Source organism: Blastopirellula marina DSM 3645, assembly GCF_000153105.1.
Taxonomy (GTDB): domain Bacteria; phylum Planctomycetota; class Planctomycetia; order Pirellulales; family Pirellulaceae; genus Blastopirellula; species Blastopirellula marina.
In genome coordinates this window covers 517,999-534,311 of the sequence record NZ_CH672376.1, presented here as the reverse complement: position 1 = coordinate 534,311, position 16,313 = coordinate 517,999, and the positions used below count along the sequence as shown (strand labels likewise).

General features: G+C 56.8%; 13 protein-coding genes. 8 read left to right on the top strand and 5 right to left on the bottom strand.

What is annotated here, in order from left to right; translation table 11 throughout:
* Positions 1–3: 3 nt before the first annotated feature.
* The 4 genes from DSM3645_RS03810 (at position 4) to DSM3645_RS03795 (ending at position 3,294) form a co-directional block, all read left to right on the top strand.
* On the top strand, positions 4–1,206 hold the full coding sequence (locus tag DSM3645_RS03810) for a L,D-transpeptidase family protein (RefSeq protein WP_002650708.1): 1,203 nt from the start codon (positions 4–6) through the stop codon (positions 1,204–1,206).
* A 23-nt stretch (positions 1,207–1,229) separates the two neighbouring features.
* Complete coding sequence (locus DSM3645_RS27650; RefSeq protein WP_002650707.1) at positions 1,230–1,961, top strand: potassium channel family protein; 732 nt, start codon at positions 1,230–1,232, stop codon at positions 1,959–1,961.
* Between the two features lie 99 nt (positions 1,962–2,060).
* On the top strand, positions 2,061–2,921 hold the full coding sequence (locus DSM3645_RS03800; protein WP_002650706.1) for a glycosyltransferase: 861 nt from the start codon (positions 2,061–2,063) through the stop codon (positions 2,919–2,921).
* 25 nt (positions 2,922–2,946) lie between these two features.
* On the top strand, positions 2,947–3,294 hold the full coding sequence (locus DSM3645_RS03795; RefSeq protein ID WP_002650705.1) for a tRNA-binding protein: 348 nt from the start codon (positions 2,947–2,949) through the stop codon (positions 3,292–3,294).
* Positions 3,295–3,297: 3 nt separating this feature from the next.
* Here DSM3645_RS03795 and DSM3645_RS03790 read toward each other — a convergent pair whose 3' ends face one another.
* Together DSM3645_RS03790 and DSM3645_RS03785 are read right to left on the bottom strand one after the other, a co-directional pair.
* Complete coding sequence (locus tag DSM3645_RS03790) at positions 3,298–3,987, bottom strand: MOSC domain-containing protein (RefSeq protein WP_002650704.1); 690 nt, start codon at positions 3,985–3,987, stop codon at positions 3,298–3,300.
* A 22-nt stretch (positions 3,988–4,009) separates the two neighbouring features.
* Entirely contained in the window at positions 4,010–5,203 is a 1,194-nt protein-coding gene (locus DSM3645_RS03785; protein WP_050769294.1) for a DUF6807 domain-containing protein, read from the bottom strand.
* A gap of 482 nt (positions 5,204–5,685) precedes the next feature.
* Here DSM3645_RS03785 and DSM3645_RS03780 point away from each other — a divergent pair, with 482 nt between their 5' ends.
* From DSM3645_RS03780 to pilM, 4 genes are all read left to right on the top strand, one after another.
* Entirely contained in the window at positions 5,686–6,846 is a 1,161-nt protein-coding gene (locus tag DSM3645_RS03780; RefSeq protein ID WP_002650702.1) for a DUF1559 family PulG-like putative transporter, read from the top strand.
* A gap of 307 nt (positions 6,847–7,153) precedes the next feature.
* Entirely contained in the window at positions 7,154–8,482 is a 1,329-nt protein-coding gene (locus DSM3645_RS30800; protein ID WP_002650701.1) for a type II secretion system protein, read from the top strand.
* Positions 8,483–8,582: 100 nt separating this feature from the next.
* Complete coding sequence (locus DSM3645_RS27645) at positions 8,583–9,749, top strand: DUF1573 domain-containing protein (protein WP_002650700.1); 1,167 nt, start codon at positions 8,583–8,585, stop codon at positions 9,747–9,749.
* Positions 9,750–9,775: 26 nt separating this feature from the next.
* Complete coding sequence (gene pilM / locus DSM3645_RS03765) at positions 9,776–12,352, top strand: pilus assembly protein PilM (RefSeq protein WP_002650699.1); 2,577 nt, start codon at positions 9,776–9,778, stop codon at positions 12,350–12,352.
* A 53-nt stretch (positions 12,353–12,405) separates the two neighbouring features.
* Here the strand turns inward: pilM and DSM3645_RS03760 are convergent, their stop codons facing one another.
* The 3 genes from DSM3645_RS03760 to DSM3645_RS03750 are packed head-to-tail and all read right to left on the bottom strand — an operon-like array spanning position 12,406 to position 16,249.
* Complete coding sequence (locus DSM3645_RS03760; protein ID WP_315849853.1) at positions 12,406–13,098, bottom strand: ABC transporter ATP-binding protein; 693 nt, start codon at positions 13,096–13,098, stop codon at positions 12,406–12,408.
* A gap of 32 nt (positions 13,099–13,130) precedes the next feature.
* On the bottom strand, positions 13,131–14,468 hold the full coding sequence (locus tag DSM3645_RS03755) for an ABC transporter permease (protein WP_002650697.1): 1,338 nt from the start codon (positions 14,466–14,468) through the stop codon (positions 13,131–13,133).
* Complete coding sequence (locus DSM3645_RS03750) at positions 14,465–16,249, bottom strand: HlyD family efflux transporter periplasmic adaptor subunit (protein WP_002650696.1); 1,785 nt, start codon at positions 16,247–16,249, stop codon at positions 14,465–14,467. The genes DSM3645_RS03755 and DSM3645_RS03750 overlap by 4 nt, the downstream gene beginning before the upstream one ends.
* Positions 16,250–16,313: the final 64 nt, after the last annotated feature.

The window sequence follows — 16,313 nt, the reverse complement described above, 5'->3', positions numbered from 1 at the left end:
AACGTGGAAACCATCAAAACCGCGTGCATGGTGATCGTCTTGATGGCGGTTGCTTACGGCGTTTACCACCATCTTAATCAACCAGAGGAGTCGGCTCCCAAGTTGGAGATCGAAGGAATAGCGAGCGGCGACATCGCTCCTAGTTTCTCCGGCTCTCCTTCGCCGAGCGGAGCCATCGCTCCCGCTTTCTCGGCAGGGCTGCAGTCGCCCAATAGCGATCAGACGTCGCTTGAGATGGCGCCGCCGCTAGGAACTTCCTCATCGCCGGCCGCAGCAAGCCACGACCATGCGTCGGGACATGATCGACAACTGCCGTTGATCGAAGCGCAGCCGGTTAGCCAAAACAATCTCGCCGATTCGACAGCGCCTTATCAACCGCCTGCGGCATCGACCTATGGTTCGTCTTCGTACGAAAATTCGTCGTATGACGCCGTCGTCTCGGATGATTCCGCCTATGCGGCGGCCAGTTCGGCCAACGCCGGTTACGGCGGCATGGAAGCGCGACCCGCATCGGCCAACATGCGTCCCAGTTTTGAATCGGACTGGCGCATGGCGAAAATGCAATTGGAGCAAAATCAATGGTCCGAGGCTCTGCGTACGCTCACGGTCTGGCGCGGACGGGCCGAGTTGACGACGGAACAAAGCGAACAGCTGAATCTGCTGCTCAGCCAGTTGGCCGGCAGCGTCGTCTATTCGACCGAACACCTGCTGGCGGAACCCTATGTGGTGCAGCGCGGCGAATCGCTAAGCGAAATTGCCGCCAAACATCAAGTTCCGACCATTCTCCTGCAACGAATCAACGGCATCTCGAATCCCGAGTTACTTTCCGCCAACGAGCGTTTGAAAGTCATGCAGGGCCCCTTTTCAGCGACCGTCAGTCTAGCGAGCCGCGAAATGATCCTGACGATTGATGGTTGCTTCGCCGGTAAGTTCCCGGTGACGATCGTCGATGCAGGCGCGGTTCAGCCGGGCGAACATCAAGTTGTTCGCAAAGAAGATCCAGCCAACCGCTATGGCGCTCAACAAAGTTCGTATGGGCAAGTCAGCGGCGGCAGCTTTGGCGAGCATGCGGTCTATTTGGACGGCGGCGTCACGCTGCATGGAGAAACAGGCGGCCCCACCGGATCGATCCAATTGAGTCCTCGCGACGCGGAAGACTTGTTCGGCATCCTTTCGGTCGGATCCAAAGTGACGATTCGCCGCTAATCCACGAGGACTTCGACCGACAAATGTCCGACGCAGCCCCCCTGCCCCCGACCGAATCTTCGCGAGATTGGTTGATCCGGCATCGACATGCCGTGACGTTGATCGCGTTGATCATGCTGATGGCCGGCGAGACGTTGCGTCCAGACTCGTCGATCGGATATTGGATCTCCGATCTGCTCCTTTCGCTTGTGATCCTGGCCACGGCGTATGACGTTTTGATCCGTCACCGACGATTACTGCTGATCGGGCTGAGCGCCGTGCCGCCAATTGTGACCATTTGGACGGTCCGCGGCATGGAAGATTTTCGTGACGCCGAGACGGCGATGCAGTGGTATTTGCTGCGAAATGTTTTGATGATCGCATTCCTCAGCACCATCGTTGGGGTGATTGGTCGAGACGTCTCCCGCGCCAACCGAGTCACGACCGACCAGGTTCTAGGAGGCGTCAGCGTTTACTTGCTGCTGGGTCTCATCTGGGCGATCGCTTATCTAAGCGTGGTCACGTTCGATTCCAGCGCAATCAAATTCTCTACCCCCAATGATGGGCATGCAGGCCGTCGCTTGGCGGCCTTGATTTACTATAGTTTTGCTACCATCACGACGCTTGGCCTGGGAGACATTCAGCCGCTTTCCAATTTGGCGCGTACGCTAACTTGGACTGAAGCGGTGACTGGGCAGCTTTATATCGCCGTTACCATGGCCAAGTTGGTCGGACTTCGACTCGTTCATTTAACCCAATCGCCCAATTCGAGCTGATACGCCGCTCGATTTCGTCTTGACTCGAGCAGTGCGTTTCGCCTATCACTTGCCTGTTCGACTTTGCGCTGGGGCATCCAATAGCACACGACCACGTTCATGCCATCTCCCGAAATTGCGGTCATCATCTCGACGTTTCAACGTCCGCAGCATCTTCGCCGATCGCTGGAATCCCTGGCGATGCAGCGCTGCGGCGCCAACGACTTTGAAGTCGTCGTCACCGACGACGGCTCCCGTGACGAAACCGAGCAGGTGGTCGCGCAATTCGCCGAGCAAGTCGACTTTCCGGTCGCCTACACCACCCATCCGCATGATGGGTTTCAGCTGGCCAAATGTCGCAACGAAGGAGTCTCGGTAGCTCGGGCTCCTTACATCCTGTTTTTGGACGGTGACCTGGTCGCGCCCCCCGACTTCGTGGCTCAGCATTTAAATCATCGTCGCCGCGGTTTCGCCATGGTGGGCGACTCGATCTGGCTGAATCAGCAACTGTCTGAATCGATCGATATCAACGAAATTCGGTTTGGTGATTTTCGCGCTTGGGCGACGGAACAAGAAGAACGACGCATGCGTTGGAAATCGCTGCGGGCCGAAATCTATAGCCGACTTGGATTGCCTGATCGCCCCCGTATGAAAGGGGGCAACATCGCACTCTGGCGCGATGACTACGAAACCGTCAACGGGTACGACCAGGACTTTGTCGGTTGGGGTCTGGAAGATAGCGATCTTCAGCGGCGACTCTATCAGGCCGGCGTCCGCTTCCGCTCCAGCATGCGTTGGACGCGAACGCATCATTTGTGGCACGCACGCGATCCGTCGTACGTCGCCAGAGCGAGCGGCACCGACAATGAGAAGCTGATGCGAGCCAACCGTCCCTCGCGCTGCTCCAACGGCTTGGCCCAGCGTGATGACATGATCTTCCGTCGACTCGGCGGCGCGCAGACATTGAAACGAGCCGCCTAGTACGGCTCTTGCTGACGACGATCTCATGAGCAGCCTACCGACCATTCCGTTTGATGACTTGCTGAAAGTCGATATCCGCGTCGGGCGGATCATCGCGGCCGATCCCTTTCCCGAGGGAAAGCATTCGACGCATCTCTTGCAGATCGACTTTGGTGAAAAGCTGGGAGTGAAAAAGTCGCTCGCCCGACTAGCCCCCAATTATGAATTTGACTCGCTTGTCGGACGACAGGTGCTCGCGGTCGTCAACCTGGCGCCGCGTCAGATTGGGGGACATCGTTCCGAAGTTTTGACGCTGGGCGTTAACGACGCCCAAGAAAACGTCGTGCTGATCATTCCCGACGGTGAAACGCCCAACGGCACGCGGCTCTACTAGCGTTTAAGTCGCAGCCTTTTCGACTCGCTTACGAAACTCGCTTCGCCATGACTCGGCCAAAACGGGACTAGCGGCCAGGATCGCGGCGTCGGCGACATTGCGTCGATCGTGATAAAAAAGTTGGTTCAAGCGCGCGATCGTCCAGTCGGGCGTAGGACGTTCGACAAGCTGCAGCGTATCGCCAACTTGGATCGCGCCTTGCTGCATCACGCGCACGTACCACCCCATGCGTCCGGTGCGTACGGCCAACGCAGTCAATTCCTTCAGTCGCCAACGACGCGCTAATTTCCAACAGGGCTGTCGCGGCTGGGAAACCTGCAGCAAGGCCGTTCCTACCTGGTAAACATCCCCCACACAAACGGTTTCTTCCGTCAGTTGCGTGACGGTCAGATTTTCGCCAAACGCGCCGGCGCCAAACGCGGCGACATCCACCTGATCGCGCAGCTCTTCGCGCCAACGCGGATAGTGCATGTCGGCGTAGATCAGCATCGCTTTATCGCGGCCGCCATGATTGATGCGATCAGCGACTCCATCTCCGACGAGCCCTTCCCAATCCAACTCGACCTGCTCACCGGTCGGCTGTTTGAAGAAGCCGGTGGTCCACTCGCGATCCATCGCATCTTCTGCGTCAGCCGAACCATACGTCTGCGGCAGCCCAAGCTGCAACTGCACAATTTTCGCAACATCGCTCATCGCAAAATCCTTACTTGATTGGCTACGACGCTTTTTTCAACATCAGAGGATGGGCGAAGTTGTTCCAGACCGCTTCGGTTCGATCACGATCAATGACGCCGTCATGGGGGATGAACAAATAGCGGGAACGATACGACGACTTTGGTTGGATGGTAAACGCGCCTTCGACTTGAGGACTGAAACTAAAATAGGGTTTGTCAGGATGCAAACGGACCGGCTGCGGAAAGCGAAAATTGTCAGGGCTCCCCATCACCGTGACGCCGGCGATTTCCGATTTCTCCGCCCGTCCAAAGACGTCAACCCAACGGGGTCGCGAATGGTTTCCCTCCCAGCGATTCTTCCCTTCACTGGTCAAAAATCCAGAACCATCGGTTTGATACCAACCGCGATTGCCGCGCACCGCCATGCCGCCGTAGTGATATTTGCGAATCTCCAGCGGCGTAGAGCCAGCGGTTCGCTGCACCGATTCGATTTCTAACAACACCGGGTCGGCGGAAGCGTAGACCCGCACCGACCAGGTTTCTAACAGGGCGTCGACCGGCTTTCCGCTGGTAAGATCGACATGCGCCAGTTGAACGTCAAAACCACCCACCACCGGGCCCGAGTATCGACGCAGTAGTTGACGATGTTCGACGCGCCCGGCTTGCTTCCCGCTATTCCAGAAATCGACATGTCGTCCGGCAAACGTCGTATCGGTCCACGCGAACATCACTCCATGTTGATGCAGATGATCCGGCGGAAAATCATCGGTCACCATCGTACCTAGCGCCGTTCGCACGGGATGTAAAAATCCACTGCGGCCATACTCTGGTTGCAAAGGGTCAGGCGAGGGAAGCAGCTCGACGTGATAGCGCAGCACTTCCTTTCCCTGAACCTGCACGACAAGCACCTCTTCCGCCTGCTCGACAGTCACGACATCCGGCGGCGCTTCACGTTGCTTGACTTCACGCACGCTCCACTGACCACCCGCAGGGATTTCGGCAGGCAGATGAACGTAGTATCTCCCCCGCTGTGCGGAATCGGCATTCGGCACGAACTGGGCGGGGAAGTCCCCTTGGGGCCCCGCCAATGTGACGATCGACTCTACCGTCAGCGAATCAACTTCGGCCGAGGCCAAAATCCCCGCTACCGGCGCTGGACCCTTATTTTCCAGGAGAAACGCTTCGTCACCGCGTGCCGTTCCGACCAGTAGGATTCCGCAAAAAAGCGGAGCCATCATCGCCGCGCGAGCAGGCCCAACAAGAGGAGTAGAACGAAGGCTGCAAATATTCTTTAGAAATTTGCCAGGTGAGCGAACCATCGACATTTATTCCTCGTATGGAAGTCGCAGCCGTATGATGACTACCGGCTGCAAGTGTTGACAGATGACAGATAGCGAATTGCCTGGGTTCTTGGTCGATCCGCTCCGGATTGCTTGGTTTTCTCGATAGCGCCAATCAATTCGGAGCGGTTTCGGCCTCCTTAAAAGCCATTGTTATTCCACGCGGCCAACCTCTCCTATCTTAACGCAGAGCAAGCGATTCTTCGCGATCTGTGGGCGATTCTATGCGCCGTCGCTGGCGGTTCTTCTTTGGAACAACATCGGCACTAAATCTTTTCTTCATTTTTTGCGCTGACAATACGGCTTTCATTTGTCGATTCGCTCGCCGGCCAGTAGTGCTGGTACAGCAGAATTTGCGCAAGCACCGGGAGCCCCCCATGCGGTCCAACGTATCACGCCGCGGTTTCACCTTGGTGGAGTTGTTGGTTGTCGTCGCTATTATCGGCATCCTGGCCGGACTGATCTTGCCGGCCGTCGGCGCCGCTCGCAGCGCGGCCCGCAGTGCCGAATGCAAAAACAATCTGCGTCAGTTTGGGGTCGGACTGCAGGCCTATTCCACGCAACGCAAAAGCGGCGATTTTTGCTCTGGCTCATTCAACTGGCAGTTTGACGGCTCGGTCACCGACGTGGGCTGGGTGGCCGATCTGGTAAACCGCAATATTCCCGTCGGTTCGATGCTCTGCCCCAGCAATCCGGCGACCTCATCCCAAACCTATAAAGATCTGACGACGCTCGACTACAGTAGTTTTGGCGCGGCGGATTGCTCGACTTCCAACAACGGCTGCAGCAATTTTTGCGGCTCCTCGGATACGACGCTGCCGGATGGTTCGATTCAAATCAACCCCTGCAAAGAGATGCTGCAAGGAGGCGTCAGTGATCGAGCCGAGTTTGTTCGTCGGCGGATTTACGACAAATTCTATAACACCAACTTTACCGCCAGCTGGTTTCTCGTACGTTCTTCGATGTCCGTCGAGGCCGACGGCAATCTCAAAGCGACCTGCGGATCTGGCGGCATCTATCAAAAAGGCGCCGGCAAAGGTCCGCTCACCCAAAGTCGCATCGACTCTGGCGTCGCGGCGGCCAACTTCGTGCCGTTTATCGGTGACGGACTTCCCGTCGAACTGTTGAGCTATCCGCTCGAAACTGACAACGGCAACCCGACAATGGTCGCATCGATGACCGGCGGCCCGCGAGTGTTTAGCACTGCCGGCACCGCAGCTGGCGCGATGAGCAGCCCAGCGATTTTGGCGACGCCGACGATGGTCGGCGGCGGCCCCAAATCAGGCTGGTGGGGCGCCTACAACAACAATACCAAGCAAGACTATCGCTGGTTCGGCGCGGTCCATAGCAGCTACGCCAATGTTCTGATGGCGGATGGCAGCGTGACCTCGTACTACGATCCGAGCGGTGACGGCATCTTGAACAACGGCTTTCCCGCCAACACCGGCGGTGATCCCCAGTTCAACAGCGGCGAAGTCGAAATCGACAGCAAACTGATCTATAGCCGCTGGGACTTGAATCCCAATAGCTTCCGCTAGGCGCCGCGTCTGCTTGGTTCCGTCAAAAATCGAATTCGACGAACACCAAGAATAGCAGGAAGGTTAACAAGATTTGACTGCGGCGTTCATCAAATATTGATTACGCCGCTGGATAATCAACGAGAGTTTAGAAGAGAGGTTTGGGTCGGAGTGGGGAAAGTCAGTTATCGGGCGACTTTCCTGGATACTTCACAGCACCTGTAAAAACAGGTCGACGCGTCCCCTGGAGAGAAACGCGTCGACCACCAAAAGCGTCTTTCAACACTTTAAGTTACATCAATTTTTGCAAGAACCCTGGAGATTTGCAATGAAGAAACGTGGTTTCACGTTGATCGAATTGCTGGTGGTCGTCGCGATCATCGGTATTCTGGCCGCCCTGTTGCTACCGGCTTTGGCTCGCGCTCGCGAAGCTGCCCGTAACGCTCAGTGCAAAAACAACCTGCGTCAATTCGGTATCGCCTTCGCCGCTCAGGTTGATAACCGTCGCGACAAGAAGCTGGTATCGGGCGCTTACGACTTCCGTCGTGACGGATGCCCCGACACCTTCGGTTGGGTTGCGGACGTCGTCAACCAAGGCGCCGGTAACGTTAGCGAAATGATGTGCCCGACCAACCCGCTGAAGGGTCTGGAAAAGCTGAACGACATGGTCGGTGGCGATACCTCGGACGATAAGGGCGCTGGCGCCGATCGCGTTTTCGCGGGCGCTTGCTCGGCTTGGGCGCCGGCTGGCGGCTCCACGATTTCGTTCGATCTTGGTTCGTCTCTGCTGAATTCGGGTGAAACGCAACGCAGTTACATCAACCGCGCGTTCATCAAAGCTGGTTACAACACCAACTACGCCATGGGCTGGTTCGGTGCTCGTGAACAGCTTCGCACCACCTCGCTCGGTTCGACCGATCGTAAAGGCGCGGCTTTCAATGCTGCTTTGAGCGCCAAAGAAGCCGGTAACGCTTCGAGCAAGCGTGGCGCCTTCTACGGTCTGCGTCTGAGCGCGATTGAGAACGCTCCGGTTCCTTCGAGTGCGATTGCGATTCTCGGTGACGGCGCCCCTGGCGACGTGAACGAAGCCGTTCTGAAATCGGACCTGAACGAAGAGCTCGGCTTGGTTGCCGGCGCCCGCCTGGCGGAATCCTTCAATGACGGCCCGGCCTTCTTGAACTCCAGCGGCAAGCTCTCGCTGATCGAAAGTGCTGACGATGGCGCCAAGTACAGCGGAAACGCTTATACGGACGGTACCGACGTCTTGTTGTCGACGATTATCGCCAACGGCGTCATCGTTGACCGTGGTATGTTCAGCGGCGACGTTGCTCCGACCATCGACGGCGAAATCACCCAGAGCGCCGGCGACGACGGCGTCCTGTTCCTGCAGGACACTCGTGACTGGTTCGCCACCCACGGCGGCGGAACCAGCGGTGGTTGCAACATCCTGATGGCTGATGGTAGCGTCAAATTGGGCGCCGACGTCAATGGCGACGGCTTCTTGAACCCCGGTTTCGACATCACTGGCGATCCGGTTGAAAACGCTCGCGACACCGGTTACACCGACAACACGGTGGAACTGGAAAGCTTCGAAATCTACTCGGGTCCGAGCATCGCTCCCGATGGATTCCAGAAGGCTCAGTTTGAAGAAAGCTAGTCGTCACTCGTGACGATTTATCCGGCCCGATTTCGGCCTTGGGAGCGAACTTTCGCTCCCAAGGTTTTTCCTTTTCCATCGCTCGTAACTATTGCCCCCTATGTTCGACAAAATACCGCTTGTGATCGCGATTGCCGTTCTCGCGCTGCTGGGAGCTTGGTGGGTCATGCCTTCCAACCCGGCGCCTACCGCTTCGCTCGCCGTCGCTACGAGTAACGAGACGACCCAGCCCTCGAACATGGCGAATTCTCGTGTCGTAGAACTTCCTGTCGAGTCATCTGAGCCCCAACCGCAACCGCAGGTGGAAGCCGAACGAACCGAGTACAACTTTGGCTCAATGGAGCGCTTCGAGTCCTCAAGTCACACTTTTAAGATTCGCAACATCGGTGATGCGCCGCTGCGACTGGAAGTGGGCGACAGCTCCTGCAGTTGCACGCTGGCCGGCCTTGAAGAATCGGATGTCCCCCCCGGCGAAAAAACGCACATCAAACTGGAATGGACTTTGAAGTTTAAGGAGGGGCCCTTTCGCCAATCCGCGACGATTCTCACCAATGATCCTAGCCGACCCGAAATTCAATTCGCCGTGGAGGGAATCATTGAAGAAGCGGTAAAGATCGTTCCTCGCGAGTTAGTTCTGTCAGGCATCTCCGCTGGAGAGCCGGTTAGTCGCATGATCGAGATCATTCCTGCGGCATTCGAAATCGGCGACGTCATTATCGAGGACGAATCATCGATTCATCCGCTGACGGTCCGTCTTCTCCCCCGAACAGACCAAAACAAAAATTTCCGCTTGGCCGTGAATGTCCCCGATACGCTACCGAGCGGTCATTTTCAAAAAGCGCTCAACATCCTCATCTCGCCGGCGGACCCGGAAAAGAAATCGATTCGCCGGACGCTTAAAATTGCCGGCAACCTCACCGGCGGATATGTCGTGCTCTCTCCCAACATGCGAAAAGATGGCATCTACGAGATTCCACCGATCAACAAGAAGGGGAGTCACGAATATCATGCGATTATCCGTATCCGTGATTCCGAAAAAAAGCTTAAAATCAAGTCGCTCAAGTGCCGGCCGGAGTTCGTCACCGCCAAACTCGAACCCCAGCCGGAAACGAGCATTAAAGGGCTCTATAAGCTTACCATGACCGTATCCCCCGACGCTCCGAACGGAGTCTATCGCGGCACCGGGGGTGGAGACGTCATCATCCAACTGGATCATCCACGCATTGAGCGCATTCGCTTCTATCTTGAATGCGCCATCAATCGATAATTACCACGCGACCATCCAAATAGTTAATGAATACGACTCAAAAAACTGTCGATCCCTACAAAGTCATTCTTCGCATTGACGAGGAAACTCGGCCGCTCAGCGCCTACCAGATTCTGCGACTTGACCTCTACGAAGACGATCCCGCCTACATTCAGATTTGCGGCGAACGAACGCGCAAAGCTCTGCAAAATTTCTTTGGAAAAATTGACCCACCGCTTTGGCGACAGGTCTTTAATGAGGTCGAAGATGCGATCGAAATCTTGCTCGATAAGCAAAAGAAAGAAGCCTACGACATCGAGCTGAAGCGGAACGCGTCGGTCAGCGTCGCGAGCAACGGAAATGGAAACAGCGTCAACGGGCATGCCGTCACAGCTCCGTCGCTCGAAGCGGTCGGCGACAAAATCTTATGCACGACCTGCACCACGCTGAATCCGCCCAGTCGGAAGTTCTGCGCCGATTGCGGCAACGCGTTGTATATCGCCTGCGCCAAGTGCGGGTGCATGAACACGGTTCATGAAAAGTTCTGCGGCGGATGCGGAAGCAACCTGGCCGATTCGGCGCAACAGCAACAAAGCCATCTTGAGCAAAAGTTTGTCGAAGCGGAAGAACTGGTCGCCGCTGGGAAATACGACGCGGCCTGCCAACTGCTGCGCGAACTGACGCGGCCGACGCACGAAGGCGAAATGAAGTTCGCCCAACGCGCTGCGTTGCGGATCGAGCAGGTCATCCAAGAAAAGGAAACCTTGCTGACGCGGGCTATTGCCGTCACCGAAGAAGCGACCGAACTCTTTGCGAACAAGCAGGCGGAAAAAGCGGTTGCCCTGATTCGTCAAATCCCGCAAACGCTCTGGCACGAAGCGCTGACAAAACTGCACGACAAAGCGAACAACGTCCGCCGCGAAATTAAGCGACTTTCCAAAGAAATCAAAATGGCGGTCGCCGAAAAACGGACCTCCCGACTGTTGCCAAAGGTTGAACGCCTGCTGGAGCTAAAACCTCACGACGTTTCGGCGCAGCGTTTGGCCGAGCGTTTGAAAAAGCATCAGCAGCAAGCCGATGTCGCCAAACGCGACAAGCTGCTGACCAAAGCGAAAGAATATGTCTCCGATTATCGCTATGAGCGCGCCTATGAGGTGCTGACCGAAGTGCCGGAAGCGGTGCGCAGCGATAATTTCCAGCGCTATTTTGATCAGGTCGCCGAACTTGCTTGGATCGCGAACGACGTCAAAAAGTCGACGCGCGTGGATCGTCCGCTGATCGGTCTGGCGAGTCGCCTAGTAAAATTAATGCCGCGCGACCGCAATGCGATCGAGAATCTGCATAAGATGTCGCAGAAGTTCGAGAATCGCTCGCTGCGAAAAATGGAACGCGATTTGAATTGGGCCGATCCTCCGAAACGGACGACGCTGGGCTCTCCCGTGTCCCTGCACGCCGGTCTGCACAAAATCAATTCGGAAAAGCTCGACGACAACGCGCACTTCCAAGACAATCGCGCCGCGTTTTATGTGGCGATTGGCTTAGCCTTGCAAGGCTTAGGCCTGACGCAAGTTGAGTTTAATCTTGCTCCGGTCAAAGCCGGTATGCTGGGCAAGCTTTCGGTCGGCCCCAAAAAAGCCTCCGGCGATCGCGCCTGGGGGATCGATCTCAGCAACTCCGGCTTGAAAGCCGTTTTGCTGAGTAAAAGGAAGCTTGGCGAAAAAGAGAATGCGAAGGTCGTTGTCGTTGCGGAAGATTGCTTTCAATGCGACCACAAACGTCCTCTGTCACGTGCGGATGACGCCGATCGCCGCGGTTTGATTCAAGAGTCGGTCGAAAAGCTGATCGCTCATCTCGGCGAAGGAGGCTTTAAAGACGCGATCGTCGCGTTGGGGCAACCAGCGTCGGAATTGATCGGCCGCTTTTTGAAGCTTCCGCCGGTCGACCAGAAGAAGCTGGAGAAAACGATTCAGTACGAAGCCCGGAATCAGATCCCCTTTCCTTTGGAAGAACTTTCAACGGGTTATCATGTCTGGGATTCTCCTCCCAAGGACGAAGACACGATCGAAGAACCGAGTCGGGAAGTCGCGTTTATCGCAACTCGCTTGCTGCAACTGCAAGAACGGCTCGCATTTCTTAAGCGGCTCGGCATTTCTCCGCACATCGTACAGGCCGATCCAATCGCGCTGCACAATTACTTTCAATTCGACGTCTACTCGGACGCCGAAAAAGAACAGAGCATGCGTGAAACCGATCAGACCGTCGGCATTTTGGATGTCGGCTCCGACGCCAGCACGTTGATCGTCAGCGGTTTGAACAGTCTTTGGTTCCGTTCGCTCGAAGTCGGCGGCGATTCGTTTACCCGCATTTTGGTTCGTCAGATGAGTCTGACTTTCACCAAAGCGGAAGAAATGAAACGCCAGCCTGACACGGCGCCGGAAGTGAGCAAGATGTACGAAGTGATGGACGCGGTCTTCAAGAACCTGACCAAGGAAACGTCGATCTCGATCAGCAACTACGCCAACGCAAACGCCGAACGGCCGATAGCCGAAATCTCCTTAATCGGCGGCGGCGGCCAACTTCACTCGCTCGTTCGCTTGCTGCAGTATGGCCGCCAGTTTGACTAAGTCGGGTGTGCGCAGCCAAAATCCTTCATTGCCCGAAGCGCGAGTGCCCAGCACTACCCTGGGAAGATCCCTTCACCGGCGATCATTCCATCGCGCATATAGATCTGGCGTTTCGCTTGTTCCGCGATATCCGGCTCGTGCGTCACCATGATGATGGTGCGACCTTCGCGGTTAAGCTTTCCTAAGATCTGCATGATCTCGGCGCCGGTTTTCGAATCCAAGTTGCCGGTCGGCTCGTCGGCCAAGATGATTTCGGGATCGTTCAGCAGCGCCCGCGCAATCGCGACGCGTTGCTGCTGACCGCCCGAAAGTTGGTACGGCCGATGGTCCAAACGATCGGACAGCCCCACCTGCTCGGCCAGGTCCAAGCAACGATTCCGATCGCGCGACGAAATCGGCGGTCTGCCTGGTCGATACTGGAGCGGAACCTGGATGTTCTCCAGCACGGTGTACTGCGCGATCAGATTGTACGACTGGAAGATGAATCCAATCAATTGATTGCGGACTTGCGACAATTGCCGATCACTGAGCGTCGAGACGTCATAGCCGCCCAGGATATATCGCCCATGAGTCGGCCGATCGAGTGCTCCCAACAGATTCAACAGCGTGCTCTTGCCGCTGCCGGAAGAGCCCATCAGCGCCACAAAGTCCCCTTCCGGAAATGCGGCCGTAACGCCGCGCAGCGCCTTCACCACCACGTCTCCCAGATGGTAGTGTTTTTCTAGGTTCTCAAATTCAGCCGCCATCCGCATCGCTTCGGTCGCTCCAGAAAAAGTCGCTATTCGTGACGCAGCGCTTCGATCGGATCCATCATCGCGGCGCGGCGCGCCGGATAAAGTCCAAACAGTACGCCGACTCCTACCGAGATCAAAAAGGAAGCGATGATCGACCAGATCGCAATGCGTGGTTGCAAATCGCGGATCGTCGTCGGCAGCGTGCTCCAAACTTCCGGCAGCCAGCGCTCCAGCCCGGTTTGCGCCAAATAGGTGACGGGGATGCAGCCAAAGCCGAAGACCACGCCGATCATTCCGCCGGCGGCCGACAGCACAATCGTCTCGGCCAAAAACTGAATGATCACGTCTTCTTGGGTCGCGCCTAACGCACGCCGAATGCCGATTTCACGCGTTCGTTCGGTGACTGTCGCCAACATGATATTCATGATGCCGATCCCGCCGACCAACAGCGAAATGCCGGCGATCAAAATCAACAAGACGTTAAACATCATTCGCAACATCTCGGCCTGTCGCAGCAGTTCGCTAGGAACCACAACCGCGTAGTCGCCCAAAGGATGGTACTTTTCCAGCAAAATCTCGATAATCCCCGCCGCTTCCTCGACTTCTTCCACTTCGCCGACGGTCACCGTAATCTGCGAAAGCTGAACGATCTCGCCTTCGCGGCTGCCGGATCGCGACGTGATGACTTGATCCCCAATCCGCAGTCGCAACGTCGTCAGCGGAATGTAGACGTCCGTATTGAAGTCGCGACCCGCAAGACTGCCGCCGATCGCCGCCGAGGGAGTGCGATCTGCAGTCTGCCCAACGACCTTGTAAACGTCCGACTTGCCGTTGAACTGAATCTCGATCTTGCGACCGACGGGATTCTCATGGGCGAACAAATTGGTCGCCGCACCCGCCGCTAAGACGCAGACGTTCTCTTCACCGATTACGTCCCGATCCGAAAGGAAGCGTCCGCGCTCGACAATCAGGTGATTCATATCGCGATAGTCGGGCGTCACCCCCAGCAATTGGATTTCGCTCTCGCGCGATCCAGCGCGAGCGTCCCCTTTGATTTCGCGCATCGGCACCGCACGACGAATCGAAGGGACTCCTTCCAGAATCCGTTGATAGTCGTCGCGCGTCAGTCCGTATTCGATGATAAAGCTGCTGCCGGTCGCCGAACCGGACGACGGCTTCATGCTGCGGACGATGACATTGGTAGCGCCCAGATCTTTGATCTGTTGCTGCGCCTGATAGCTCACCCCTTCTCCCATCGCGACCAGCCAAATCACGGCCGTCACGCCGATCATGATGCCGAGCATCGCCAGGCCGGAGCGGAGTTTGTGCAGCATCAGGCTCTTAAAACCGAGCCGAATTGTCGAGATTAGTCGCGCAATCATGAACGCGGAGGGCCTCCTGCGGGTCCGCCGGACGGCGGCGCACCGGCTCCGCTTTGCGACTTCTCTCTTTCGGCTCGTGAGGCGCTCATCTCGGCGCGGGTGATGAATCCGTCCCCATCTTTGTCGATTCGATCAAAGAAGTTTTTCATCGGCGCCGGCGCTTCGTCGCGGCTGAGCTTGCCATCTTTGTCGGCGTCATTTTGAAACGGGTCCGCGCGAACCGATCCGCCGCTTGGTGCGCCGGCAGGCGGACCGCCTGCGGTTGGTCCGCCGCTGGGACGCTTGTCGGACGGACTCGACTGTCCGCTTGCGGACTCTTCATCGCTCGCTTCCTCTTCGGCCAGCGGCTCAGGGCCTTCGTCGGCGACGATTCGTGCGTCGGCGACTACCGCGCGGGGATTGCGCAGCACTAAGTCGCCGATTTTGACTCCGTCCAGCACTTCGATCAATTTGTCGTTGGTTTGACCCAGCGTCAGCGGACGACGTTCGGGGCCGAGCGACGTTTGCACCCAACAAAAGTATTTGCCGCGTTGCTCGACAACCGCCGAGACCGGGACCGTCAGCGCGTCGCGAATATCGGCGACTTGGATCTCCACAAACGCCGTCAGACCAGGGCGCAGCGCCTCTTGCGTTCCGTCGATCGAAACGATCGTGCCATATTCTTTGACGTTGGCCGAAAACCAACCGGTTGGCTCCGGCTGATTGGCGATGCCGGTCACTTTCCCTTGAAAGGTCCGATCTTGAATCACAATTCGCGCCGGCATGCCGGTTCGAATGCGGTCAATCTTCGACTCGTGAATCGTCACTTTGACCTGCATCTTCGCCAGATCCGGAATGCGTACGATCGTCTGCCCTTCACGCACGATGGTTCCTTCGGCGATCCCCGTCTCGGTCGAACCGCGACGATCGGTCTCGTTGGCGTAAACGACCATGCCGTTTTGCGGCGCGGTGATTACGCAATTCACGAGTTGCTTTTCCAGCCGATCCAGCCGCGCCTTTTCTAGCTGGAACGCCGCTTCTTCGGATCGCATGCGCGCTTCGGCCGAATCGCGAGCCGCTTCCAATTCGCGGATCGTTTTCTGTTTCGTGAAATCGGTCAGGACGCGTTTGCTTGTTTCGGCGACTTCCAAATCTAGCTTGGCTCGCTCGACGGCGTAAACGTCCGCTTCGCGCTGCAGCGCTGTCACGTACCCTTTGCGCGACATCCGCTTGCTATAACCAAGCATGTCTTGAGCGGTGGTCAGGTTTTGCTGCGCGATCTTGATCGTCGCTTCCATCTGCTGCAGCGTTTGCAGGAAGGTCCCTTCGGCGTATTCTTGCACCGCCAACTTCGCCGCTTCAAAGGCTTCTTGCGTTTCGATCTTGGTCGCCAGCGCCTTTTCGTAAACGATCTTCTGGGCGTTCAATTGATCTTCGATCGCCGAAGTATCAATGCGGATGATCTCTTCCCCTTGGGTGACCCGTTTACCATCTTCGACGATCCACAGAATCGTGCCGCCGCCGGCGATCTCGCACTTCACGTCAATATTGCTGGCGCTCTCGACGTTGCCATCGTCGGTGACGCTGATCAACAAGCGTTCGCGCTGCACTTCGTAGGTCAGCGCGCCGCTCGCTTCGTTGGACGATCCCATGATGCCGGAGCTCGGCAGGTAATAGGCGCCAAACGCGATGCCTGCGACGAGCAGCACCAGAAAGATCGGCCAAAACCAATTGCGCCGCGAAGTTTCTAAGCGCAAGCGCGGCCGCGGTTCGGGCGCATTGTTTTCGGCAGAAGCGGACATATCGCTGGTCCTTGAAAGGCAGGCAAGTCGTCACCTGGACTTAACCCCTTCTATTATCGCAGGT

Coding starts and splice junctions, on each gene's coding strand:
- DSM3645_RS03755 (WP_002650697.1), bottom strand. CDS start 14,468: ATGATTGCGCGACTAATCTCGACAATTCGGCTCGGTTTTAAGAGCCTG.
- DSM3645_RS03750 (WP_002650696.1), bottom strand. CDS start 16,249: ATGTCCGCTTCTGCCGAAAACAATGCGCCCGAACCGCGGCCGCGCTTG.
- DSM3645_RS03780 (WP_002650702.1), top strand. CDS start 5,686: ATGCGGTCCAACGTATCACGCCGCGGTTTCACCTTGGTGGAGTTGTTG.
- DSM3645_RS03790 (WP_002650704.1), bottom strand. CDS start 3,987: ATGAGCGATGTTGCGAAAATTGTGCAGTTGCAGCTTGGGCTGCCGCAG.
- DSM3645_RS27650 (WP_002650707.1), top strand. CDS start 1,230: ATGTCCGACGCAGCCCCCCTGCCCCCGACCGAATCTTCGCGAGATTGG.
- DSM3645_RS27645 (WP_002650700.1), top strand. CDS start 8,583: ATGTTCGACAAAATACCGCTTGTGATCGCGATTGCCGTTCTCGCGCTG.
- DSM3645_RS30800 (WP_002650701.1), top strand. CDS start 7,154: ATGAAGAAACGTGGTTTCACGTTGATCGAATTGCTGGTGGTCGTCGCG.
- DSM3645_RS03795 (WP_002650705.1), top strand. CDS start 2,947: ATGAGCAGCCTACCGACCATTCCGTTTGATGACTTGCTGAAAGTCGAT.
- DSM3645_RS03785 (WP_050769294.1), bottom strand. CDS start 5,203: ATGGCTCCGCTTTTTTGCGGAATCCTACTGGTCGGAACGGCACGCGGT.
- DSM3645_RS03760 (WP_315849853.1), bottom strand. CDS start 13,098: ATGGCGGCTGAATTTGAGAACCTAGAAAAACACTACCATCTGGGAGAC.
- pilM (WP_002650699.1), top strand. CDS start 9,776: ATGAATACGACTCAAAAAACTGTCGATCCCTACAAAGTCATTCTTCGC.
- DSM3645_RS03800 (WP_002650706.1), top strand. CDS start 2,061: ATGCCATCTCCCGAAATTGCGGTCATCATCTCGACGTTTCAACGTCCG.